The organism is Mesorhizobium sp. CU3, from assembly GCF_006442965.1.
GTDB lineage: Bacteria > Pseudomonadota > Alphaproteobacteria > Rhizobiales > Rhizobiaceae > Mesorhizobium.
Window position 1 is genome coordinate 208,579 of sequence record NZ_VFWX01000001.1, and the last position, 22,724, is coordinate 231,302.

Below are 22,724 nucleotides of genomic sequence, written 5' to 3' on the forward strand. Positions count from 1 at the left end.
TTAACGATCATCCAAACCGGAACTCAATTGGTTTTCGCTAACGTTGCCGCCGGTACTGCAAAGCGATCGGCAGGAACGCAAAATGAGCATGGACCCGACATCCGGCGAAGGCATAGGCAACAGGGCACCCCTGAAACCCCGCCCTGGCTTCTTCAGCGACAAACGCGGCGGCACGGCTATTGAATTCGGGTTGCTGGCCATCCCGTTCGCGCTGCTCGTATTCGCCATCCTCGAAAGCTGCATCTCGTTTGCAGGCCAGGAGGTGATGGCCAATGCGACCGATGACGTGGCCCGTCAGTTGCGGACCGGGCAGCTCCAGCAGAACAACGTCAATATGGACTCGATCAAAACGGCGATCTGCAACCGCCTGCAGATCATAGTCGCCAATGGCTGTCCCGGTCTGTTCGTCGATTTGCGCGAGTATACGAGTTTTGCCGACGCCGCCACCGCAGGCTTCACGATTGTGGGCAACAATATCCAGTTGACGCAAGGTGGGAGCAACATGACCTTCCAGGCCAAACCAGGGTTGGCGGAATCCATCAACATGCTGAGGGTGTTCTACAAGTGGCCGGTGATGACGAACATCCTGGAAAAGCAGATGCAGAGTTTCCCGGACGGTACCACGCTGCATTTTGCCTCCGTGACCTGGCAGAGCGAACCATTCAACGACAATTGATACCGGTGGACGGCCGCGACAGCGGCCCGGAGGATTAGGATGTATCGTGCGGGGGCACATTCGGGATTTTCGGCCATTGTCGCGAGAGCGCGGCGATTTGGCCACGATCGCCGCGGCGTCGCGGCCATCGAGTTTGCGTTCATCGTGCCTGTGCTGCTCGTCATGTATTTCATCACGATGGAAGCCTCGCAGGCCATCGAAACAAGCAAGAAGGTCAGCCGAATCGGCAGCATGGTGGCCGACCTGGTCACGCAACAGCAGACCGTCGTGAAGGCGAACCTCGAAGCGATGATGAAGATCGGGTCCACGACGCTTCTGCCCTACAACCGCTCGACGCCGAAGATCATCATCACCGCGATTCAGATCACGGACGAGACGGCGCCGAGAGTTCTGGTCGCATGGTCGCGCAAGCTGGTGGGCAGCACCTACAGCGTCGATGCCGCGGCCGGCACCACGACAACCGTTCCGTCGACGCTCAACATTCGCAACACTTTCCTGATCCGCGTGGAAAGCGACCTTGCCTACACGCCGGTCATCGCCTGGGACGGGCAGTCCAACCAGCAGAAAGCGCTTGGATTGCTGTCGACCTTCAGCAACATATCGATGAGCGAGACTTATTATCTCAGGCCTCGCCGTAGCACGACGATACCCTGTAGCGACTGCTGACGGTCATTCCCGGGTGGTGAAATTCGCCGCCTCACGGAAACGGCGAACTGACACAACCACCGACGGAAAACCACTCACACTTTTCTTGGAATTGCCTTAGCCGCCAGATGCGCGCTGAACAATGGCAAGGGCCATGGCGTAATCGCTGGGCGCGGCCGGCACAAAGCCTCCGGAATGCGCCGCCTCCAGCAGATCGTAGACGTCAGGCGTCTGGGATTTGAGATTGGTCAGGAAGACGGTCAACCGGCGCTTTGCCTCGGGATCGAGATCGCTGCGGACAGCATGCGGGCCGTAGCGCAGCAGGCCCGAGGTCCATAGCACGCGCAGCGACGTGTTCGGGATGCCGAAAGCTTCCAACCTTGCGATGGTGCCACCCGAACCAGTTGGCTGACCATCCGCATTGGCGGGTTCCCAGCCGAACAGAGCGTCGGCCTCGCCGTCGCCCAGCATCGTCTCGGCTGCGGTGGCGGTGGCGGCGCGCGCCAGGAACGGCGATCCTTCCGCTATCTTGACGCCTTCGGCCGACAGCCCGGTGAGCGGCAGCAGCGCCCCGCCGACATTCTCGACGGGGGCGATCGCGATCCGATGTGCGGCCATGGCGCCAAGGTCCGGCAGCCTGCCGTCGCGGGTCACCAGCACGGAGCGGATGCCGACGGCGCCGTCGGCATCGACCGGCGCGACCAGCGGCTCGACGCAACCGCAGCGTTCCAAGGCCGTCGCATAAGCGAGCGCCGTATAGATCGCATATTGCACGCGGCCGCTCGCCTGCGCCTCGATCAATGTCGCATAGTCGCGGGCAACGACGAATTCGACCTTCATGCCGAGCGCGTTGGTATAGGCCTCCGTCAGGCGCGCCAGACCCGGGACCGTGTTGCCGCCGCCCGGCTCCGCAACGATGCCGATGCGGAAGACGCCGATGTCTTCGCGCCAGTCGGCACGCGCCGGCCAGCATGCCGCCAGGACGGCGAGCGCCGCCGCGCAACCCTTTACTGCCGCGGTTTTGCCGCGTCCCGCCATCCGTCGCTCCAGCCAAGATCGGTTGCGGCCCAATATGAAGCCAAGCCGTTGCGGTTTGGTTTCCGATTTGCCAATGCCGCCGGCGAACCTTATGTCTGGCTCTCCAGACTGGCAACGATGACACAAAATGGCGCGCGCTTTCCTGTTCGTTCTCGATTCCTTCGGCATCGGCGGCGCGGCCGATGCCGAGCGTTACGGCGATGCCGGAGCCGACACTTTCGGGCACATCCTGCGAGCCTGCGCCGAGGGACGCGCCGATCGGGAGGGCCTGCGCGAAGGACCGCTTGCCGTGCCCAACATGATGTCGCTCGGGCTTGGCCGGGCGTCGCAGGCTGCAACAGGATCGAAGCCCGACATCGATGCGCCGTTGCTCGCTTCTTCCTTCCAAGGCGCGGCCCAGGAAGTGTCGAGCGGCAAGGATACGCCTTCCGGCCACTGGGAGATCGCTGGCCTGCCGGTGCGTTTCGACTGGGGCTATTTTCCCGACACGGTGCCGGCCTTCCCCGCCGACCTGACGCAAGCGATCATCCGCCAAGGCAAGGTGCCGGGCATCCTCGGCGATTGCCACGCGCCGGGAACCGAGATCATCGAGCGCTTCGGCGAGGAGCATATCCTGACAGGCAAGCCGATCTGCTATACGTCGGTCGATTCCGTGCTGCAGATCGCCGCGCATGAAACGCATTTCGGGCTGGAGCGGCTTTACGAGCTCTGCCTGACGGTGCGCCGGCTGGTCGACCCGCTGAAAATCGGGCGGGTGATCGCACGGCCCTTCGTCGGCGAGACGCTGCCCACATTCCAGCGCACCCACAACCGCCGCGACTACGCCGTGCCGCCGCCGGAGCCGACCCTGCTCGACCGGCTGACGGAACGCGGCAGCAAGGTGATCGCCGTCGGCAAGATCGGCGACATATTCGCCCATCGCGGCATCTCGGAAGTCCGCAAGGCGGGCGGCAACATGGCGATGTTCGACAAGGCGCTCGGCGCCATGGACGATGCCGGCGAAGGCGACCTGGTCTTTGCCAATTTCGTCGATTTCGACACCGAATTCGGCCACCGGCGCGATGTCGCCGGTTACGCGGCGGCGCTGGAAGAATTCGACCGGCGGCTGCCGGAGGCGCTTGCCCGCCTCCGGCCGGGCGACCTTCTGATGCTCACCGCCGACCACGGCAACGATCCAACCTGGCGCGGCACCGACCACACGCGCGAGCGCGTTCCGATCATCGGCATCGCGCCCGGCCTGAGGGGCGGCGACATCGGGCTGCGTCCGACTTTCGCGGATATGGGGGAAACGGTCGCCGAACATCTCGGGCTGGCGCCCGGCCGCAACGGCGCCTCCTTCCTTACAGCTATAGGTGGCCTTGCGACGATAGGTGACCATGCCTGAATTGCCCGAAGTCGAGACGGTCCGACGCGGACTGCAGCCGGTCCTGGAAGGCGCGCGACTGGTCCATGTCGAGGCGCGCCGGCCCGACCTGCGCTTTCCCTTTCCGGAACGCTTTGCGAAGCGCCTGACCGGCCGGACCGTAACGGCGCTCGGGCGGCGGGCAAAATACCTGACCATGCATATGGATGAAGGCCCGGTATTGATCTGCCATCTCGGCATGTCGGGTTCTTTCCGCATCGAGACCGCCGATGCCGACGACGTGCCCGGCGCTTTCCATCACGAGCGTTCGAAAAGCGCGGCGCACGACCATGTCGTGTTCGACGTCGTCTCGGCCAAGGGCGAACGCGCCCGCGTCGTCTTCAACGACCCGCGCCGCTTCGGTTTCATGCTGTTTGCCGAAGGCGCGCCGGACACGCATCCGATGCTTGCCGGGCTCGGCGTCGAACCGACCGGCAATGCGCTTGACGGGGCCATGCTCGCTTCGCTGCTCAAGGACCGTAGATCGCCGCTCAAGGCCGCCCTACTCGACCAGCGGCTCATCGCCGGGCTCGGCAACATCTATGTCTCGGAGGCGCTGTGGCGCGCCGGCCTGTCACCGCTACGCGAGGCCGGCACCATTGCCGGCTCGACCAAAAAGGCGAAGCAGCAAAGCGAAGATCTGGCGCAAGCGATTCGCTCGGTGATCGCCGACGCGATCGCCGCCGGCGGATCCTCGCTGCGCGACTATGTCCATACCGACGGATCGCTCGGCTATTTCCAGCATTCCTTCGCGGTCTATGATCGCGAGGGCGAGTCCTGCCCGAAGCCCGGCTGTCGCGGCCATATCGAACGCATCGTGCAATCGGGCCGCTCGACCTTCTATTGCCGGACCTGTCAGCGGTGAGTTAGACCGATCTCCTCAATCGGAACGAGGAGACGCAGCCATGGCCTATGAAACCATCATCGTCGAGACGCGTGGCAAGGTCGGCCTGATCACGCTGAACCGGCCGCAGGCGCTCAATGCGCTGAATTCGCAGGTGATGGCGGAAGTCGTGGCCGCGGTGAACGCTTTCAGCGCCGATCCCGGCATCGGCGCAATGGTGCTTACCGGCTCGGAAAAGGCGTTTGCCGCCGGCGCCGACATCAAGCAAATGCAGGCGATCGCCTTTGTGGATGCCTATACGCAGGACTTCTTCGTCGGCTGGGAGGAACTCACCCGCGCGCGCAAGCCCATCATCGCCGCCGTGGCGGGCTATGCGCTCGGCGGCGGCTGCGAACTGGCGATGATGTGCGACTTCATCATCGCCGCCGACAGCGCCAAATTCGGCCAGCCTGAAATCACGCTCGGCGTCATGCCGGGTATGGGCGGGTCGCAGCGGCTGACGCGTTTCGTCGGCAAGTCGAAAGCCATGGACATGTGCCTGACCGGCCGGATGATGGATGCAGCCGAAGCCGAGCGCTGCGGGCTCGTTTCGCGGGTGGTGCCTGCCGCGGATTTGGTCGAGGAAGCGCTGAAGGCGGCGGCGAAGATCGCGGCGTTCTCGCTGCCATCGGTCATGATGACCAAGGAAGCGGTGAACCGTGCTTACGAGACAACGCTTGCAGAGGGATTGCGGTTCGAGCGCCGGCTATTCCACTCGCTGTTCGCCCTCGACGACCAGAAGGAAGGCATGGCCGCCTTTGTCGAGAAGCGGAAGCCGAATTTCAGCAATCGCTGAAATGCCTTGCGCGGATACATATAGCGGCAACGCATTTCAGCCTTTTTTATTGATGCACAATTTTGGGCGACATCCATTGGAGCCTTTCAAAAAGACGACCAAGTGGCGTTGACGCGCCGGAAAAGCTGAACTATAAGCCGCACCAACCGAGGCGGCCCTGTGGCTGCCCGTTTGTTTTTTGCGCCTAGCAGCAACCGCTGGCGCCCACCAGATCAGAAGAGAGGCATCATGGCCAATACTTCCTCGGCCAAAAAGGCAACGCGCAAGATCGCCCGCCGCGCCGCGGTCAACAAGAATCGCCGCTCGCGCGTCCGCACCTATGTCCGCAAGGTCGAAGAGGCGCTGGCCGCCGGCGACAAGGCCGCTGCGGTCGAAGCCTTCAAGGCTGCCGAGCCGGAATTGATGCGCGCCGCCAGCAAGGGCGTGGTCCACAAGAACACGGCGTCGCGCAAGGTTTCGCGGCTCGCCCAGAGGGTCAAGACTCTGTCGGCCTGATCGACTTAAGGCCTTCCGCAATCTTCTTCGAACCCGGCCGAATAGGCCGGGTTTTTTCGTTTGCCGGCAAGCACTTAAAAGAATGCCTCCAAACCTCTCTTGCGGCTGGATTTCAGAGCTGCGAATATTTTGCCGGCACATACGCGCTCACTAATGTCGAAGCGCCCGCGATGCGGCGAAGGCCTTAATCTAGCCTGTCACAAATTCCCTATATATTTCAGCTGCTTACAGCCGGTCATCCACAGCTTGTTCAACTCACGGACGAGCAATGGGGGAGAAGTAGCTGTCAAGAGAATTATTTCAGAATATTTCGTTTCGGGCGGCCTTTTTCATATTCGCCGGAAAAGGTTTTGAATCACAATGGCTTTGTCAAAACGTGCCGCTGCGGCACCCGATTTCAGGCCCTGTTCGGTAACCAGATTCGTTAAAAATCCGTTAGAGGTGGCCTTGCCCTATCCACAGCGATTTCGGTAATGTCCACTCATCGAAGGGACGGGCACTTGCCCCTGACCCAGCCTGGATCGGCCAGCACAAAATGGCAGAATTCATGACGCGGAGCAATTCCGCGCACGGCTTGGTTTGTCTCTTCGGTGCGGGTAGGGGACTGGCGTAATTGTACATGGCAGTCGACGTCGCGCCGGCGATTTCGCCGGACGGTATCGTATTGTCCTGACCTTGTCAGCAAGCTGGCTTGTGGGAGCCAGTGTTGGTCCCTTGCGCGACGTTGTCAGCCACCGCGGCGGTGGCGAAGCAACGAACGGGATCGTCGGACCAAGGGTGCAGGAGGCGCACCCCCGGCGGAAAGAAGGGTACGAGAGCGAAGGACTCGATATGCAAAGCGGCATTGAACGGGAGCTAACGGGCGAACTGCCATTTCCAGCAACTTTTGTCGGGGGGAACGACATGGTGGCATCCAACGACGCGGAACAGAAGTTCGAGCGGGTCAAGACCCAGCTGAAGGCGCGTCTAGGGGCCGAGGTCTATTCAAGCTGGTTCGGCCGCATGAAGGTGGCCGAGGCCTCTCGCGGCATTGTCCGTATCTCCGTGCCCACGGCGTTCCTGCGGTCGTGGATCAACGGCCACTATCTCGACCTGATTGCCGAGCTGTGGAAGCATGAGGATCCGGACGTCCTCAAGATCGAGATTGTCGTACGCACCGCGACCCGGCAGGGCCGCAATGCTGTCGAGCCGGAGATCGCGCCGGCACGCAAGATGACCAAGCAGACGCAGACCGCCCTGGCCGCCGGCACCGTGGCCGCCGGGCGGGTGGAACGGGCGCCGACGCCCCGCCAGGGCGTGCCCGCGGAGCCGGAGTTCCGCCACAACGTGCTCGGCTCGCCACTCGACCCGCGCTACACGTTCAACTCCTTCATCGAAGGTCCGTCGAACCGGGTCGCCTTCGCGGCAGCGAGAGCTGTGGCGGAATCGCAGTCGAGCGCGGTGCGCTTCAACCCGCTGTTCCTTCACGCGACCGTCGGGCTCGGCAAGACGCATCTGTTGCAGGCCATCGCCGCGGAATCGCTGCGGCACAACCCGAAGTCGCGCGTCGTCTATCTGACGGCGGAATATTTCATGTGGCGCTTCGCTACCGCGATCCGCGACAACAATGCGCTGACGCTAAAGGAGCAGCTGCGCGACATCGACCTCTTGATCATCGACGACATGCAGTTCCTGCAGGGTAAGTCGATCCAGCACGAGTTCTGCCATCTCATCAACATGCTGCTCGACAGCGCCAAACAGGTGGTGGTCGCCGCCGACCGGCCGCCGTCGGAACTGGAATCGCTGGAGCCGCGCGTTCGCTCGCGCCTCAATGGCGGCGTGGCGCTGGAAATGTCGGCGCCGGACTTCGCCATGCGGCTCGGCATGCTCAAGCTGCGACGCGCCACCGCCAAGAATGATGACGCCTCGCTCGACATCTCCGACGAGATCCTCGACCATGTGGCGCGCACAGTGACGGGCAGCGGGCGCGAACTCGAAGGCGCCTTCAACCAGCTACTGTTCCGCCAGTCGTTCGAGCCGCAGATCACCATCGACCGCATCGACGAGATCCTCGGCCATATCTACCGCTCCGGCGAGCCGAAGCGGGTGCGCATCGAAGACATCCAGCGCATCGTGGCGCGCCACTACAACGTGTCGAAGACGGAGCTTCTGTCCAACCGGCGCACGCGCACCATCGTCAAGCCGCGGCAGGTGGCGATGTATCTGTCGAAGGTGATGACGCCGCGCTCGCTGCCTGAGATCGGGCGGCGTTTCGGCGGCCGGGACCACACGACCGTATTGCACGCCGTGCGCAAAATCGAAGATCTCTCGGGGGCCGACAACACGCTGGCGCAGGAGTTGGAGCTGCTCAGAAGGCTGATCAACGACCAGGCCTGAGGCGGCACGAAAACGGCCGGCGGCGCGCTTCGCCGGCTTTATCCCCAGAAAGCCCGCGCTGCCGGCCGGAACCGGTGCCGCGGGCTTGCGTTTGCGGGCTTTTTACTGTCAGCTTGCAGAGATTCTGAAGCCTTTCAGAGCTTTCGCGGGAGTGCCGCCTCTTGGTGACCCGCTCATTCATTGAAGCGAGCCTGTTTCGTCATGCGTGTTATCCTGGAACGGTCAAATCTCCTGAAGTCCCTCAACCACGTCCATCGCGTGGTCGAGCGGCGCAACACCATACCGATCCTGTCCAACGTGCTGCTCAGCGCCGAGGGCGCCAGCCTCGAGATGAAGGCCACCGACCTCGACCTCGAAGTGACGGAGGCCACGCCCGCCAAGGTCGAGCGCGGCGGCGCCACGACAGTGCCGGCGCATCTGCTCTACGACATCGTGCGCAAGCTTTCCGACGGCGCCGAGGTGATGCTGAAGACCGACGAGGACGGCAACGCCATGACCGTCACCTCCGGCCGCTCCAGCTTCCGGCTGCAATGCCTGCCGCAGTCCGACTTCCCGGAGCTTTCGGCCGGCTCGTTCTCGCATATTTTCCGGCTGGAATCGGCGGCTCTCAAGGGATTGATCGACAAGACCCAGTTCGCCATCTCGACCGAAGAGACGCGCTACTATCTCAACGGCATCTTCCTGCACACGCATGAAGCCGGCGGCAAGCTCAAGCTGCGCTCGGTGGCGACCGACGGACATCGCCTGGCGCGCGCCGAGATCGACGCGCCGGCGGGCTCCGAAGGCATGCCCGGCATCATCATTCCGCGCAAGACGGTGAGCGAGCTGCAGAAGCTCGTCGACGATCCGGATGTGGCGGTGACGACGGAACTGTCCGACACCAAGATCCGCTTCACCATCGGCAGCGTGGTTTTGACCTCGAAGCTGATTGACGGCACCTTCCCCGACTATCAGCGCGTCATTCCGACCGGCAACGACAAGAAGCTGATCATCGACCGCCAAACTTTTGCCGCGGCCGTCGACCGCGTGTCGACCATTTCGTCGGAGCGCGGCCGGGCGGTCAAGCTTTCGATCAATGACGGCCAGCTTACGCTTGCCGTCAACAATCCGGATTCGGGCAGCGCCACCGAGGAACTGGCGGCGGATTATTCGTCGGACCCGATCGAGATCGGCTTCAACGCGAAATACCTGCTCGATGTCGCAGCGCAACTCACCGGCACGGAAGCCAAGTTCATGCTGGCCGACGCCGGATCGCCGACGCTGATCCACGATATGGCCGACGAGACCGCGCTCTACGTGCTGATGCCGATGCGCGTCTAGGCCTGAGCAGGCTGCCATGTCGCCGTGATCGAGGATGCCAAACAGCTTCGGCAGCAAAGCCACATAAGTAAGCTGACACTTACCAATTTCCGCAACTATGCGGCGTTGTCGCTCGACCTTGCGCCTGGCGCGGTCGTTCTGTCAGGCGACAATGGCGCCGGCAAGACCAATCTCCTGGAAGCGATTTCATTGCTGACGCCGGGCCGCGGCCTGCGCCGCGCGCCCTATGGCGACGTGGCCCGCGAGGGCGGCGACGGCGGCTTTGCGCTGCATGCCCGGATCGAGGGGCCGGAAGGCGAAGTCGAGATCGGCACCGGCATTTCCGGCGGCGATGTGGCCGGCGAAGGCGGCAGGCGCGTGCGCATCAATGGTGCTGCGGCGCGATCGGCCGAAGAGATGCTGGAATGGCTGCGTGTCGTGTGGCTGACGCCGACGATGGACGGGCTGTTTCCCGGCCCGGCCGCCGACCGCCGCCGCTTCCTGGACCGGTTGGTGCTGGCGATCGACCCCGGCCATGGCCAACGCGCACTCGACTATGAGAAGGCGATGCGCGGCCGTAACCGTTTGCTTACCGAAGGCTCGCGCGATGGCGCCTGGTTCGATGCGATCGAGACTCAGATGGCCGAGACCGGTGTCGCGATCGCCGCGGCGCGGGCCGAACTGGTGCGGCTGCTTGCCGCGATGATCGACAGGCTGCCCGGCAGCGGCCCGTTCCCGCAGGCCGACATCAGCCTTTCCGGCGATCTGGAAAGCGCGGTAGCTCAAGCGCCAGCCGTCGATGTCGAGGAGCGCTTCCGGGCGATGCTTGCCAATGGCCGCGAGCGCGACCGCGCCGCCGGCCGCACGCTGGACGGCCCGCACCGCTCCGATCTGGTGGTGCGGCACCGACCGAAGTCGATGCCGGCGGAACTGTGCTCGACCGGCGAACAGAAAGCGCTGCTGGTCGGGATCGTGGTGTCGCATGCGAGGCTGACCGGCGAGATGTCGGGCCTGACGCCGATCCTGCTGCTCGACGAGATTGCCGCACATCTCGACGCCGGCCGCCGCGCTGCGCTGTTCTCCATCCTCGAGGAGCTGAATTGCCAGGCGTTCATGACCGGCACGGACGCGGCGCTGTTTTCCAGCCTCGAGGGCCGCGCGCAGTTCCTGACGGTCGATCACGGCAGCGTCGGGCCGACCGGCTGACAACGCCTTGCGCCAGCGATAAGGTCTCGGCCATGACCAATGCCGCCCTCTCCGACGAAGAGCTCGAACGCTATGCGCGCCATATCGTGCTGCCGGAGGTCGGCGGCGCCGGCCAGCAGAAGCTGAAGCGGGCGCGTGTGCTGGTCATCGGCGCCGGCGGGCTCGGCGCCCCGGTGCTCGAATATCTCGCCGCGGCCGGCGTCGGCACGCTCGGCATCGTCGACGACGACACGGTGTCGCTTTCCAACCTGCAGCGGCAGGTCATCCACGGCACGGACGCGATCGGCATGGCCAAGACCGACAGCGCCGCGGCGGCTATCAGGCGCATCAACCCCAATGTCGCGGTCGAGCTGCACCATTTCAGGCTGACGGCCGAAAGCGCCCCTACCCTCGTCGCGCGCTACGATGTCGTCGTCGACGGCTCGGACAATTTCGACACGCGTTATGCCGTGGCCGATGCCTGCGCGGCGGAGCGAAAGCCGCTGGTGCATGCCGCTGTCGGCCGTTTCGACGGCTCGCTCACCGTGCTGAAGCCGTTCGAGACAGGCGCCGACGGCAAGCGCAATCCAAGCTATCGCGACCTTTTCCCGGAAGCGCCGCCGGAAGGCCTGGTGCCGTCCTGCGCGGTGGCCGGCATCGTCGGCGCGCTGACTGGCGTCATCGGCACATTGCAGGCCATGGAAACGATCAAGCTGATCGCCGGCATCGGCGAACCGCTGATCGGCCGGCTGCTGCTCTACGATGCGCTGACAGCGCGCTTCGAGACCATTCGCTACAGGGCAGCGTGAGCGCATGGATCAGCGGGTGGACATCTTCATCACCAGGATCGCGCCGGACTTTGCCCGATGGGACGAATTGCTGGCACTGATCATGCGCGCCTTCGCCTCTATGGACGGCGTCATCGATCCGCCCTCCTCGGCGCATCTTTTGACGGCCAAGACGCTGAGCGAGAAGGCGAAGCGCGAGACGGCTTTCCTCGCCATCGAGAACGGCCGCATCATCGGGTGCGTGTTCGCCCTGGGGAGAGCCCGAGATTTCTATGTCGGCAAATTGGCCGTCGACCCGGAGCGCCAGCGCCAGGGCATCGGATCCCGCTTGATGCAAGCTGTGGAACGGCTTGCCCGTGAGGGCGGCAAGGAGGCCATCGAGTTGCAGACCCGCATCGAGCTCACTGCAAACCATGCGGCCTTTGCACGTTTCGGCTTTCGCGAGACCGAACGTACGGCGCATGAGGGCTACGACCGGCCGACCTCTATCACCATGCGCAAGGTGCTGACATGAGCCTCGTACTCAGCCCGGAAGAACAGGCGATCGCCGCCGGCCATGACGGCGCGGCGATGGCGATGCGCATCGTCGCCGAAAGCGCCCGACTGCTCGGCGCGCCGCGGCTGATCCCGATCGCTTCCACCCATATCGACGGCGCGCTCTATCACGGCGATTCCGGTACTTTGTTCGCCGAGCGGCTGGTCGAGGGCGGTGCCAAGGTCGCGGTGCGCTCGACATTGAATGTCGGCGCGCTCGACCTGATGGGCTGCTCGCGCATACGCCTGGAAGAGCCGCAGCGCGGCATGGCCCGGCGGATGATGGAGGCCTATCGCAAGCTGGGCTGCGAGCAGAGCTGGACCTGTGCGCCCTATCAGGCCGGGCACCGGCCGGAGCAAGGCAGCGACGTCGCCTGGGGCGAGTCCAACGCCGTGGTGTTCTGCAATTCGGTGCTGGGCGCGCGCACCAACCGCTATGGCGACTTTCTCGACATCGCCTGCGCCATTGTCGGCCGCGCGCCCGACTATGGCCTGCATCGGCCCGAGAACCGCCGCGCGTGGCTTGTCTTCGACGTGTCAGGCCTATCGGCGTCCTTCCTTGCCTCGGAGATCGCCTGGCCGGTTCTGGGCAGCCTCTATGGCCGCGAGGTCGGCAACGCGATCGGCGTCGTCACCGGCATCGCCAACCATCCCGGCGAGGACGCGTTGAAGGCGTTCGGCGCCGCCGCCGCTTCATCCGGCGCGGTCGGCCTGTTCCATATCGCCGGCGTCACGCCCGAAGCCCCCGACGCCGAGACCATCCTGTCCGGGCATGCACCGGAAACGGTGATCCGCGTCACGCCGCAGATGGCCGCGAAAGCCCGCGCCGGCCTGTCGACGGCCACGGACCACGCAAGCATCGATGCGGTCGCCATCGGCAGCCCGCATCTGTCGGATGACGAGTTCGACCTTTTGGAGCGCTCGATCGCGGGGCGGCGGCTTGCCGTGCCGATCTATGCCTGCACCGGCCGCCATGCGCTTGCCGCGCTGGAGCGGAACGGCCGGCGCAAAGCGCTGGAGGCAAGCGGTGTCGTCATCGTTGCCGACACCTGCGTGGTGGTGACGCCGATCATGCCGCAGCTTTCAGGCGGCGTGCTGATGACCAATTCCGGCAAATTCGCGCATTACGCGCCCGGCAACACCGGCTATGCGGTGCTCTACGCCTCGCTCGCCGACTGCGTCGAAAGCGCCGTGCTCGGCAAGCCCGTCTTCACGGATATCGCCGCATGAACGCCGCCGAAATCCTGGTGCCGGGCAAGACCGGCGAAGGCGAAGCGCTGGTGCTGACGGCGCCGATCAGCTTCTGGGGCGGTGTCGATCCGAAAACCGGCCGCATCACCGACGTGCGCCACCCTCAGCATGGGCAGAGCATATCAGGGCGCGTGCTGTTCCTGCCGGGCACGATAGGATCGTCTTCCGCGTCGGCGGTGCTGATGGAGTTGGTGCATAACGGCCGGGCGCCGGCCGCACTTGTCCTGCATGAACCAGATGCGATCCTCCTGCTCGGCCTGATCGTCGCCAGGGAAATGGGCTGGCAGACACCTATGGCGGTGCGGCTGGGCAGTGACAAGTTCGATTCCATTCGGGGCAAGCTGGCCGTCGTCAATGCGGACGGGTCGATCGTCTTGCGCATCAGCAAAGAAGACAGTGCATCATGAGCATCACGACCATTCGCCCGGCGTCGAGGAACGACGCGCTGCATGTCGCCGCCATCGTCGATATCGCCGGGCATGGCATCGAGCTGGAAAACTGGCAGCGGGACAGCGGAGAGGACCATGCTCTAATGGAAGCTGCGCGCAGGGCAGCATCCGCCGACGCCGGCTCGCCTTATCATCTTTCCAAGGCAAGTCTCGTCGAGGTCGACGGTATGGTCGCAGGCGGACTGGTTGGCGAGTTGCTTGCACAAAACGAGGACCACGCTGAGCAGGTCCCGCCGGCCATCCTGCCGCTCGTCAGTTTGGAAAAGCGAGCCGTCGGCTACTGGTCGATCTCGGCGATAGCGACCTATACCGAGTTTCGCGGCAAGGGGCTGGCGAAGCGACTACTTTTGCACGCCGCCGAACTGGCCCTCGCAGCCGGAGCGAAGGGGCTGTGCCTGATCGCCGAGGACACCAATCTCCCCGCCATCTCGGTCTACCAAAAGGCTGGGTTTCTCGTCGCGGACAGGCTTCCATGGGTCGCCTACGGCGGCAGGAGCGGCCCGCGCGAATGGGTGATGATGAAGCGGGACCTTTAGCCAGCGCCTTTCAAGTCTTCAGCGGCAGTACACGGTCCGGCGGGCGGTGACCGTCGAAGAAGGCGCGGATGTTGATGATCACCTTCTCGCCCATGTCGATGCGGCCTTCGAGCGTGGCCGATCCCATATGCGGCAAAAGCACCACCTTGCCCTTGGCGGCGAGCTTCAACAGCTTGTTGTTCAGCGCCGGCTCGTGCTCGTAGACGTCGAGGCCGGCGCCGGCGATCTTGCCGTCCTGGATGAGCTTGACCAGCGATTCCTCGTCGATGATGTCGCCGCGCGCGGTGTTGACGAGATAGGCCGTCGGCTGCATCAGCGCCAGCCGCCGCGCCGACAACAGATGGAAGGTCGCCGGCGTCGACGGGCAGTTGACCGAGATGATGTCCATGCGGGCGAGCATCTGGTCGAGGCTTTCCCAGTAGGTCGCCTCCAATTCGTCCTCGACCGCCGGCAGTACGCGATGGCGGTTGTGATAGTGGATCGACAGGCCGAAGGCCTTGGCGCGCCTGGCGACGGCCGTGCCGATGCGGCCCATGCCGACAATGCCCAGACGCTTGCCCCAGATGCGCCGGCCGAGCATCCAGGTCGGCGACCAGCCGGGCCAGCTCTTGTCGCCGGTCAGCACATTGGCGCCTTCGGCGAGCCTGCGCGGTACGGCCAACATCAGCGCCATGGTCATGTCGGCCGTATCTTCGGTCAGCACGTTCGGCGTGTTGGTGACGGTGATGCCTTTCTTGGCGGCGGCGGCGACGTCGATCTTGTCGACGCCATTGCCGAAATTGGCGATGAGCTTCAGGTTCTCGCCGGCCTGGGCGATCAGCGCGGCATCGATATGGTCGGTGATGGTCGGGACCAGAACGTCGGCTTCCTTGACCGCCGCGACCAACTCGGGCTGCGTCATCGGCCGGTCTTCGACATTCAGCCTAGCGTCGAACAGTTCGCGCATGCGGGTTTCGACCGGATCGGGCAGCTTGCGCGTGATGACGACGAGGGGCCGTTTTTTGCCTGCCATGTTATCCCCGAAGCTTGCTCGATCAGGACGACGTTTCGTCGAATCGTCACCCTGATCCTACTCTTTGTTGGAGCGTGATCTTTCCCGAAAACCGGCTCCCACTTTTCGGGATCATGCTCTCGAAATCGATCTCGTTGAGACCTCTTTAACCAAGACCGGCGAAACTTGTAACCGGTCGCGGCATCAGCCCACTCCTGTAACAAGCGGTGCCGCCGAAGACAAAGAAAAAGGGGCGCCCATCCGGACGGACCGGCGCCGAAAGGAACGAAAGTGTCTGGTTTCGCGTCGCTTCGCCTGGCTCTCAGCGCAGCCTTTCTCGGCGCCTTGCTTTGCGCGCCGCAGGCTCAGGCGCAAAGCGCCGCGGCACCCGCCCAGACCATAACGCTCGGACCCAGCGGCCTGCCGCTGCCGCGTTTCGTCAGCCTAAAGCCGGCTCGCGTTAACTCGCGCGTCGGACCCGGCGCCAACTATTCCGTCAACTGGATGTACCTGAAGGCCGGGCTGCCGATGGAGGTGATCCAGGAATTCGACACCTGGCGGCGCGTACGCGACGCCGACGGGTCGGAAGGCTGGATCAACCAGTCGCTGCTGTCCGGCCGCCGCACCGCGATCGTCGCGCCCTGGCAGCGCGGCAAGGGCGGACAAATCAACCTGCTCAACGAGCCGGAAAAGGATGCCGGCGTCGTCGCGATCATCGAGCCGGGCGTGATCGGCTCGATCAAGAAATGCGACGGCCAATGGTGCGAGATGACCTTCGACGGCCATACCGGCTGGATGGCCCAGTCGCAGGTCTGGGGCGCATATCCCGGCGAGAAGTTCAAGAACTAGGGCATGTCGATGTTCAGGTGATGCCGGCCTGACCTGAATATCGACACAGCCTAACCGGCCGCGTGATTGCGATCGTGGCCGATGCGGCCGAGATGCGTGTCCTGAAAACCCGTCGGCAGCTTGAGGCCGTAGCCAAGCGCACGATCGATGGCGATATGCGCGATCCAGATCAGCGCCACGGCGGTCGTGACCCGGCCGGCTAGCAACGCGCCCGCGACCAGAAGGACGAGCGGGGCAATCAGGACATGCAGGGCGTTGTAGGTGACGGCTCCGACACGCGGCCCGGCGAGGTAGCCCAGCATCGACAGATCAGGCGCCAGGATGAGCAGCACGAACAGCCACCAGGAAAAGCCGGACATCGCATAGCAAATGATGGCCAACGCGGCGACTGTCACCCATTCAAACCGGACAATCAGGTCGACTTGCCGCATCGCGGGCGGTTCAGACGCCGCGCTTGGGGCGCAGCCTCACCACGATGTCGACATTGGCGATCTCCATGCCTTCCGGAGGCTCCGGCAGGTTGGAGACGGTCACCGGGCCGCTCTCGATATCGAAGATGCGGTTCTCGCCTTCGATGTAGAAATGGTGGTGGTCGGAGGTGTTGGTGTCGAAATAGGTCTTCGAGCCTTCGACCGCGAGGATGCGCAGCAGGCCGGCCTGGGTGAACTGGTGCAGCGCGTTGTAGACCGTCGCCAGCGACACCGGCACGCCGGCAGCGACCGCCTCTTCGTGCAGTTCCTCGGCCGAAAGGTGGCGGTCGCCCTTGGCGAAAAGCAGGTCGGCCAGCGCAATGCGCTGACGCGTCGGCCTCAGGCCGGCTTCGCGAACCCGCTTGTCCACAGCGACATTTTCCTTCCGGTAGCCCGAATCCATCTTCGCTTCGAAGCTTGTTGCCCAGCCCATCAACAGGTCCAGAATGGCAAAAAGACGTCAAAAGCCAAAACCGGACATCGATCGACATATATTCCGTAGTCCGAATGCGATCAATAGCGCGCATTGACCCGGGCAGGCGCACGGGTTAAGCGCAAACGCCGGTTTCCGGCCGCAAACAGAGTGTGTTAGGAAACCAACGACAAGGGCGCGCTGGCGCCCGCGAAGAACACGGGGACGGAAATTTGATGGCGGATCAAAAGTCCAGCTACGATTACGAGGAACTGCTCGCCTGCGCCCGCGGCGACCTGTTCGGGCCAGGCAATGCCCAGCTGCCCTACCCGCCGATGCTGATGTTCGACCGCATCACCGAGATCAGCGAGACGGGCGGCGCCTTCGACAAGGGCTTCATCCGCGCCGAATTCGACATCAAGCCGGACCTTTGGTTCTTCGCCTGCCATTTCATCGGCAATCCGATCATGCCGGGCTGCCTCGGCCTCGACGCCATGTGGCAGTTGACCGGCTTCTTCCTCGGCTGGCTCGGCGAGCCCGGCAAGGGCATGGCGCTGTCGACCGGCGAGGTGAAGTTCAAGGGCATGGTGACGCCCTCGGTCAAGAAGGTCGAATACGGCATCGATTTCAAGCGCGTGATGCGTGGCCGCCTGGTGCTCGGCATCGCCGATGGCTGGCTCAAGGCGGACGGCGAACCCATATACGCGGCGACGGATCTGAAGGTCGGCCTGTCCAAACAGTCGGCCGCCTGACCGTTTTTCGCCACGGCGCCTGCGTATCCGACGGGCGCTTGAGCAGTTGATTTGCGTTATGATCCCGGGCCGAAACCAACCACGGTCCTCGGGCAAGACGCCGGAAGGAGTTGCGAATGAGACGGGTCGTAGTGACAGGCCTCGGCATTGTGTCGTCGATCGGCAACAACGCCAACGAGGTGCAGAGTTCGCTATACGATGCCAAATCCGGCATCAGCTTTTCCAACTCCTTCGCCGAGCACGGTTTCCGCTGCCAGGTCTGGGGCGCGCCGACGCTCGATCCGACGGCCATGATCGACCGCCGCGCCATGCGTTTCCTCAGCCAGGGCGCGGCCTGGAACCATGTCGCCATGGATCAGGCGATCGCGGATGCCGGTCTGGGCGAGAACGACATCACCAACGAGCGGACCGGCATCGTCATGGGATCCGGCGGCCCGTCGACTCGGACCATCGTCGAGGCCGCCGAAACGACGCTGAAGAACAACAGCCCGAAGCGCATCGGCCCGTTCGCGGTGCCGAAGGCGATGTCGTCGACGGCCTCGGCCACCTTGGCCACCTGGTTCAAGATCCACGGCGTCAATTATTCGATCTCGTCGGCCTGCTCGACCTCCGCGCACTGCATCGGCAACGCCTATGAGCTTATCCAGTGGGGCAAGCAGGACGTGGTGTTCGCCGGCGGCCATGAGGACCTCGACTGGACGATGTCGGACCTGTTCGACGCCATGGGCGCGATGTCGTCGAAGTATAACGACAGAGCTTCGGCCGCTTCCCGTGCCTATGACGTCAACCGCGACGGCTTCGTCATCGCCGGCGGCGCAGGAGTGCTGATCCTGGAGGAGCTGGAGCACGCCAAGGCGCGTGGGGCCAAGATCTATGCCGAGATCGTCGGCTATGGCGCGACCTCCGACGGCTACGACATGGTGGCGCCGTCGGGCGAAGGCGCGGTGCGCTGCATGCGCCAGGCTTTAGCGACCGTGACCTCGCCGGTCGACTACATCAACACCCATGGAACCTCGACGCCGGTTGGCGATTCCAAGGAAATGGGCGCCATCCGTGAGGTGTTCGGCGACAAGATGCCTTACATCACCTCGACCAAGTCGCTGACCGGCCATTCGCTGGGCGCGGCCGGCGTCCAGGAATCGATCTATTCGATCCTGATGATGCAGGGCGGCTTCATCGGCGAGAGCGCCCATATCGAGGAGCTCGATCCGGAATTCGAGGGCATGCCGATCGTGCGTAAGCGCATCGACAACGCCAAGATCGACACCGTCCTGTCCAACTCCTTTGGTTTCGGCGGCACCAATGCGACGCTGATTTTCCAGCGTTATTCCGCGTGAGACCAGCGCTTTATAAGGATTGCCTTGCATGGACGGGTTGATGAAGGGCAAGCGCGGGCTTGTCATGGGTGTCGCCAACGATCATTCGATCGCCTGGGGCATTGCCAGGAAGCTGTCCGAACATGGGGCGGAGCTGGCTTTCACCTATCAGGGCGACGCCTTCGGGCGGCGCGTCAAGCCGCTGGCCGAGAAGGTCGGCGCCTCGCTTGTGGTGCCCTGCGACGTCGAGGACAGCGCCTCGGTCACCGCGACTTTCGAGACGCTCGGCAAGGCCTGGGGCGGTCTTGATTTCGTTGTGCACGCCATCGGCTTTTCCGACAAGAACGAGCTCAAGGGGCTCTACGCCGACACCAGCCGCGACAATTTCGTGCGCACCATGGTGATCTCCTGCTATTCCTTCACCGAGATCGCCCGGAACGCCGCCGCGCTGATGGGGAATGGCGGCTCGATGATCACGCTGACCTATGCCGGCTCGGTCAGGGTCATGCCCAACTACAACGTCATGGGCGTCGCCAAGGCAGGCCTCGAGGCCAGCGTGCGATATCTCGCCAATGATTACGGCCCGCGCGGCATAAGGGTCAACGGCCTCTCGGCGGGGCCGGTGCGCACGCTCGCAGGGTCCGGCGTTTCGGACGCTCGCCACATGTTCTCCTACCAGCAGCGCAATTCGCCGCTCAGGCGCACTGTCACCCTCGAAGAAGTCGGCGGTTCGGCGCTCTACCTTTTGTCCGACCTGTCGTCCGGAGTCACCGGCGAGATCCACTATGTGGACTCCGGCTATCACATCGTTTCGATGCCGGCGCTCGAGGAGTTGAAGCAGAACGACGATGCCCGCGAATAGTTCATCGGCGCAAAGCGTAACCTACCAGTAAAATTGAACGTATTGGCGGAAACTCATTTTAAGGAGATATCCGCTAAAAGGTCCTGTAATCTAGGGACCTTGCATGCCTGCAGTCAGCAACCCGAAGCGGACACCGCTGTTTAGGCTGATCACCATCTCCAGCTCGGCGATGGGCAGCTTCATTCTCGGGCTGTGGGGGCTCAAATTCGGTTTCGGCGACGGCATGGCCGGATTGCCCGCGGAAACCATGGGCGGCATCATCGCCGCGCTTTGCGCGCTTGCGGCTGGCGGCGCCGCGCTGTCGTTTTTCGCCGGTGTCGATGAATCGGCCGAGTATGTCTTCAAGGAAACGCATTTCGACAAGCTGACCGGCCTGCTGTCGCGCCCGGCCATGGTCGGCAAGATAGCCGATGCCGCCGCCGAGACCGTTCGAAACGGCGAGCCGGTGTTTCTGATCGACATCGACATCGATCGCTTCAAGCAGATCAACGACGCAATCGGCTACAGTCACGGCGACGAACTGATCCGGGCCTTCACCGGCAGACTGAGGGACAGCATGCCAAAGGATGCTGTGATCGGGCGCATCGGCGCCGGCGAATTCGCCGTGCTTTTGCCGGATCGCGAGATCAGGGGGTCGATCGAGCGGCTCATCGAAAGGCTGATCAACGAGATGATGGAACCCTACCAGCTGCAGACGCATATGCAGTCGGTCAGCCTGTCGGTCGGCATCGTGGCGATGCCCAAGGACGGCGTCGACCCGGTTCTTGTCCTGCGCCGCTCGAATCTTGCGCTGCAGAACGCGCGCGCCAGCGGCGTCGGCAACTGGTCGGTGTTCCATGCCGATATGGGACGGGTGGCGGATTATCGCCAGTGGATCGAATCCGAGCTGAAGATCGCCTTCGATCGCGGCGATTTCAGCCTGCATTACCAGCCGCAGCTCAACCTGCCGAGCGGCCGGATCATCGGCTACGAAGCGCTGATCCGCTGGAAGCATCCGGAGCGCGGCATGATCCCGCCGATGGAGTTCATTCCGATCGCCGAGGAGACCGGCATGATCAACCCGATCGGCGAATGGGTGCTGCGCAAGGCCTGCAGCGACGCCAAACACCTGCCGGAAGATTGCTTCGTCGCCGTCAACATCTCGCCGGTACAGTTCATGACCAAGGATTTTGTCGGCATCGTGCGCGAGACGATGGCATCGACCGGGATCAAGCCGTCCAGGCTGGAGCTCGAGGTCACCGAAACGGCGATGATGCAGGACCGCGACCGCGCGGCCGCGATCCTCGAGCAGCTCGCCGAGATGGGTATTTCTGTGGCCGTCGACGATTTCGGCACGGGCTATTCCAACCTCAGCTATCTGATCGATTTCTCCTTCGGCAAGCTGAAGATCGACCGCTCCTTCGTCAGCCGCATCGATACCGATTCCAGCTCCGGCGCGATCGTGTCGACCATCGTGGGACTGTCGCGGGCACTCGGCGTCGGCATCATCGCCGAGGGCGTCGAGACCGAGAACCAGGCGACGCTGCTTCGGGCCGCCGGCTGCGAGGTGGTGCAAGGTTATCTGTTCGGCCGGCCGGCGCCGCTCAAGGTCGAACTCGGCGAGGCGCGCCCAGCCTTCGAGACGCGCGAGCCGGCGCGCATCGTCAGCATGCATTAAAGCGGCCTGCACCAAGGCATTTCAACGGCGCGCCGAAAACACCTTGAACATGCCATCGCGGGCGATCTCGGCATGGCTGGCAAGGACCGCCGACAGTACTTGCTCGTAAGGAAGCTGGCGATTGGCGACCATGAAGAGGCGACCGCCCGGCTTCAGTGCCTTCGACGCGGTTCGGATCATGCCGACGCCGATTTCAGGCTCAGTTGCCCGCCCGCTGTGGAAGGGCGGGTTCATGACGATCGCGTCGTAGCGCCGCTCGACGGCCTCCGTCAGCAGGTCCGTCCAGAAGAAGCGCGGTTCGACCGCGGCACGGACATTTGCCTTCGCCGCTTCCAGGGCCTCGAAATCGGCCTCGTAGAGGTCGAGGCCCGTGAGCCCCGATGAGCGTTCCGCAACCTCGGCCGCCAGATAGCCCCAGCCGGCGCAGAAATCGGCGACGTTGCCTTTCAGATCGCCAGGCAGGTTCGCCACGAGCAGTTTCGAGCCGGCGTCGATGCGATCGAAGGAGAACATGCCCGGCGCAGTCCTGAAGCGCCCCTCGACCACGAGACCGGGATTTGCGGCCCGAAGGGCCGCTGCCGCATCGCTGGTCGTTGGACGCAACCAAAAGGCCAGGCCGTGATGCTTCGGCAAACGGCCCCCGAGCGGCGCCAGCGCGTCGATGCGCTTGCGCAGGCTATCGATGCCGTCCTCCTTGCCGCCCGCCACCACGATCAGCCCGCCCGGCGCCACGCGCTCGATCGCCTCGGCGATACGCAGCTCGTTCTGGCCGCGATGGCGACCGGCAAGCACCAGGGTAATGTCGAAGCCGGATCCCTCGACCCTCGGCATGACCGCATGGCCTGACGCCTGCAAGGCGCGAAAATGCGGCCGGAAACCTTGCACGCAATGCAGCGCCGCATCGAAGCCGCCGGGCAGGCGAAACCCGGGCTCGGCGCCCAGAAACAGCACGCGGGCATCCTGTCGCGGCAAAGGCAATGCCTCGGCCTCGAAGGGATAGAACAGCGTCTTCAGCGGCTCCGCGGCCATTTGGTGGACCCCTCAAACAAAACGGGCGCGACC

General features: G+C 63.8%; 24 protein-coding genes. 19 read left to right on the top strand and 5 right to left on the bottom strand.

The features are described from left to right. Positions 1–88 precede the first annotated feature (88 nt). Together FJ988_RS00990 and FJ988_RS00995 are read left to right on the top strand one after the other, a co-directional pair. Positions 89–676 (top strand): TadE/TadG family type IV pilus assembly protein, encoded by a 588-nt coding sequence (locus FJ988_RS00990; protein WP_407067758.1) that lies wholly within the window; start codon positions 89–91, stop codon positions 674–676. 39 nt (positions 677–715) lie between these two features. Next, a complete protein-coding gene (locus FJ988_RS00995) occupies positions 716–1,342 on the top strand; it encodes a TadE/TadG family type IV pilus assembly protein (RefSeq protein ID WP_140814849.1) in 627 nt (208 codons plus the stop codon). Positions 1,343–1,438: 96 nt separating this feature from the next. Here the strand turns inward: FJ988_RS00995 and FJ988_RS01000 are convergent, their stop codons facing one another. Then, positions 1,439–2,359 carry a phosphate/phosphite/phosphonate ABC transporter substrate-binding protein gene (locus FJ988_RS01000; RefSeq protein ID WP_140814851.1) on the bottom strand — a complete coding sequence of 307 codons (921 nt, stop codon included), beginning with the start codon at positions 2,357–2,359 and terminating at the stop codon, positions 1,439–1,441. A 127-nt stretch (positions 2,360–2,486) separates the two neighbouring features. On the opposite strand from FJ988_RS01000, the gene FJ988_RS01005 reads away from it, so the two are divergent. From FJ988_RS01005 to FJ988_RS01060, 12 genes are all read left to right on the top strand, one after another. Further along, positions 2,487–3,743, top strand: a complete 1,257-nt coding sequence (locus FJ988_RS01005; protein ID WP_140814853.1) for a phosphopentomutase — start codon at positions 2,487–2,489, stop codon at positions 3,741–3,743. Continuing rightward, positions 3,736–4,626 carry a bifunctional DNA-formamidopyrimidine glycosylase/DNA-(apurinic or apyrimidinic site) lyase gene (gene mutM, locus FJ988_RS01010; protein WP_140814854.1) on the top strand — a complete coding sequence of 297 codons (891 nt, stop codon included), beginning with the start codon at positions 3,736–3,738 and terminating at the stop codon, positions 4,624–4,626. Before FJ988_RS01005 ends, mutM begins: the two co-directional genes overlap by 8 nt. Positions 4,627–4,666: 40 nt before the next feature. Next, positions 4,667–5,440: an enoyl-CoA hydratase gene (locus tag FJ988_RS01015; RefSeq protein ID WP_140814856.1), complete on the top strand. Its 774-nt coding sequence runs from the start codon at positions 4,667–4,669 to the stop codon at positions 5,438–5,440. Between the two features lie 228 nt (positions 5,441–5,668). After that, positions 5,669–5,935: a 30S ribosomal protein S20 gene (rpsT, locus tag FJ988_RS01020; protein WP_127252223.1), complete on the top strand. Its 267-nt coding sequence runs from the start codon at positions 5,669–5,671 to the stop codon at positions 5,933–5,935. 831 nt (positions 5,936–6,766) lie between these two features. Continuing rightward, positions 6,767–8,311 carry a chromosomal replication initiator protein DnaA gene (gene dnaA, locus FJ988_RS01025; protein ID WP_140814858.1) on the top strand — a complete coding sequence of 515 codons (1,545 nt, stop codon included), beginning with the start codon at positions 6,767–6,769 and terminating at the stop codon, positions 8,309–8,311. A gap of 201 nt (positions 8,312–8,512) precedes the next feature. Further along, positions 8,513–9,631 (top strand): DNA polymerase III subunit beta, encoded by a 1,119-nt coding sequence (gene dnaN, locus FJ988_RS01030; protein ID WP_140814860.1) that lies wholly within the window; start codon positions 8,513–8,515, stop codon positions 9,629–9,631. A gap of 27 nt (positions 9,632–9,658) precedes the next feature. Further along, positions 9,659–10,816, top strand: a complete 1,158-nt coding sequence (gene recF, locus FJ988_RS01035; protein ID WP_140815325.1) for a DNA replication/repair protein RecF — start codon at positions 9,659–9,661, stop codon at positions 10,814–10,816. Positions 10,817–10,848: 32 nt separating this feature from the next. Beyond that, positions 10,849–11,604 carry a molybdopterin-synthase adenylyltransferase MoeB gene (locus tag FJ988_RS01040; RefSeq protein WP_140814862.1) on the top strand — a complete coding sequence of 252 codons (756 nt, stop codon included), beginning with the start codon at positions 10,849–10,851 and terminating at the stop codon, positions 11,602–11,604. 4 nt (positions 11,605–11,608) lie between these two features. Then, the gene (locus tag FJ988_RS01045; RefSeq protein ID WP_140814863.1) at positions 11,609–12,097 is read left to right on the top strand and encodes a GNAT family N-acetyltransferase; all 489 of its coding nucleotides are present in this window, start codon (positions 11,609–11,611) and stop codon (positions 12,095–12,097) included. Continuing rightward, positions 12,094–13,347, top strand: coding sequence for an aconitase X catalytic domain-containing protein (locus tag FJ988_RS01050; RefSeq protein WP_140814865.1), 1,254 nt, complete (start codon positions 12,094–12,096; stop codon positions 13,345–13,347). The genes FJ988_RS01045 and FJ988_RS01050 overlap by 4 nt, the downstream gene beginning before the upstream one ends. Further along, on the top strand, positions 13,344–13,775 hold the full coding sequence (locus FJ988_RS01055) for an aconitase X swivel domain-containing protein (protein ID WP_140814866.1): 432 nt from the start codon (positions 13,344–13,346) through the stop codon (positions 13,773–13,775). The genes FJ988_RS01050 and FJ988_RS01055 overlap by 4 nt, the downstream gene beginning before the upstream one ends. Next, entirely contained in the window at positions 13,772–14,353 is a 582-nt protein-coding gene (locus FJ988_RS01060; protein WP_140814868.1) for a GNAT family N-acetyltransferase, read from the top strand. The genes FJ988_RS01055 and FJ988_RS01060 overlap by 4 nt, the downstream gene beginning before the upstream one ends. A gap of 10 nt (positions 14,354–14,363) precedes the next feature. Here the strand turns inward: FJ988_RS01060 and FJ988_RS01065 are convergent, their stop codons facing one another. Then, on the bottom strand, positions 14,364–15,365 hold the full coding sequence (locus FJ988_RS01065; protein ID WP_140814870.1) for a D-glycerate dehydrogenase: 1,002 nt from the start codon (positions 15,363–15,365) through the stop codon (positions 14,364–14,366). A gap of 270 nt (positions 15,366–15,635) precedes the next feature. Here FJ988_RS01065 and FJ988_RS01070 point away from each other — a divergent pair, with 270 nt between their 5' ends. Next, on the top strand, positions 15,636–16,193 hold the full coding sequence (locus tag FJ988_RS01070) for an SH3 domain-containing protein (RefSeq protein WP_140814872.1): 558 nt from the start codon (positions 15,636–15,638) through the stop codon (positions 16,191–16,193). A 50-nt stretch (positions 16,194–16,243) separates the two neighbouring features. On the opposite strand, the gene FJ988_RS01075 is transcribed toward FJ988_RS01070, so the two are convergent. Together FJ988_RS01075 and irrA are read right to left on the bottom strand one after the other, a co-directional pair. Continuing rightward, on the bottom strand, positions 16,244–16,624 hold the full coding sequence (locus FJ988_RS01075) for a DUF4260 domain-containing protein (RefSeq protein WP_140814873.1): 381 nt from the start codon (positions 16,622–16,624) through the stop codon (positions 16,244–16,246). Positions 16,625–16,634: 10 nt separating this feature from the next. Next, positions 16,635–17,066 carry an iron response transcriptional regulator IrrA gene (irrA, locus tag FJ988_RS01080; RefSeq protein WP_140815326.1) on the bottom strand — a complete coding sequence of 144 codons (432 nt, stop codon included), beginning with the start codon at positions 17,064–17,066 and terminating at the stop codon, positions 16,635–16,637. 245 nt (positions 17,067–17,311) lie between these two features. Here irrA and fabA point away from each other — a divergent pair, with 245 nt between their 5' ends. The 4 genes from fabA (at position 17,312) to FJ988_RS01100 (ending at position 21,662) form a co-directional block, all read left to right on the top strand. Then, on the top strand, positions 17,312–17,827 hold the full coding sequence (gene fabA / locus FJ988_RS01085) for a 3-hydroxyacyl-[acyl-carrier-protein] dehydratase FabA (RefSeq protein WP_140814875.1): 516 nt from the start codon (positions 17,312–17,314) through the stop codon (positions 17,825–17,827). 116 nt (positions 17,828–17,943) lie between these two features. After that, on the top strand, positions 17,944–19,164 hold the full coding sequence (fabB, locus tag FJ988_RS01090) for a beta-ketoacyl-ACP synthase I (protein ID WP_140814877.1): 1,221 nt from the start codon (positions 17,944–17,946) through the stop codon (positions 19,162–19,164). Positions 19,165–19,192: 28 nt separating this feature from the next. Continuing rightward, positions 19,193–20,005: an enoyl-ACP reductase FabI gene (gene fabI, locus FJ988_RS01095; RefSeq protein ID WP_140814879.1), complete on the top strand. Its 813-nt coding sequence runs from the start codon at positions 19,193–19,195 to the stop codon at positions 20,003–20,005. 103 nt (positions 20,006–20,108) lie between these two features. After that, positions 20,109–21,662: a bifunctional diguanylate cyclase/phosphodiesterase gene (locus tag FJ988_RS01100; protein ID WP_140814881.1), complete on the top strand. Its 1,554-nt coding sequence runs from the start codon at positions 20,109–20,111 to the stop codon at positions 21,660–21,662. Between the two features lie 21 nt (positions 21,663–21,683). Here FJ988_RS01100 and FJ988_RS01105 read toward each other — a convergent pair whose 3' ends face one another. After that, complete coding sequence (locus FJ988_RS01105; protein WP_140814882.1) at positions 21,684–22,691, bottom strand: class I SAM-dependent methyltransferase; 1,008 nt, start codon at positions 22,689–22,691, stop codon at positions 21,684–21,686. Between the last annotated feature and the right edge of the window lie 33 nt (positions 22,692–22,724).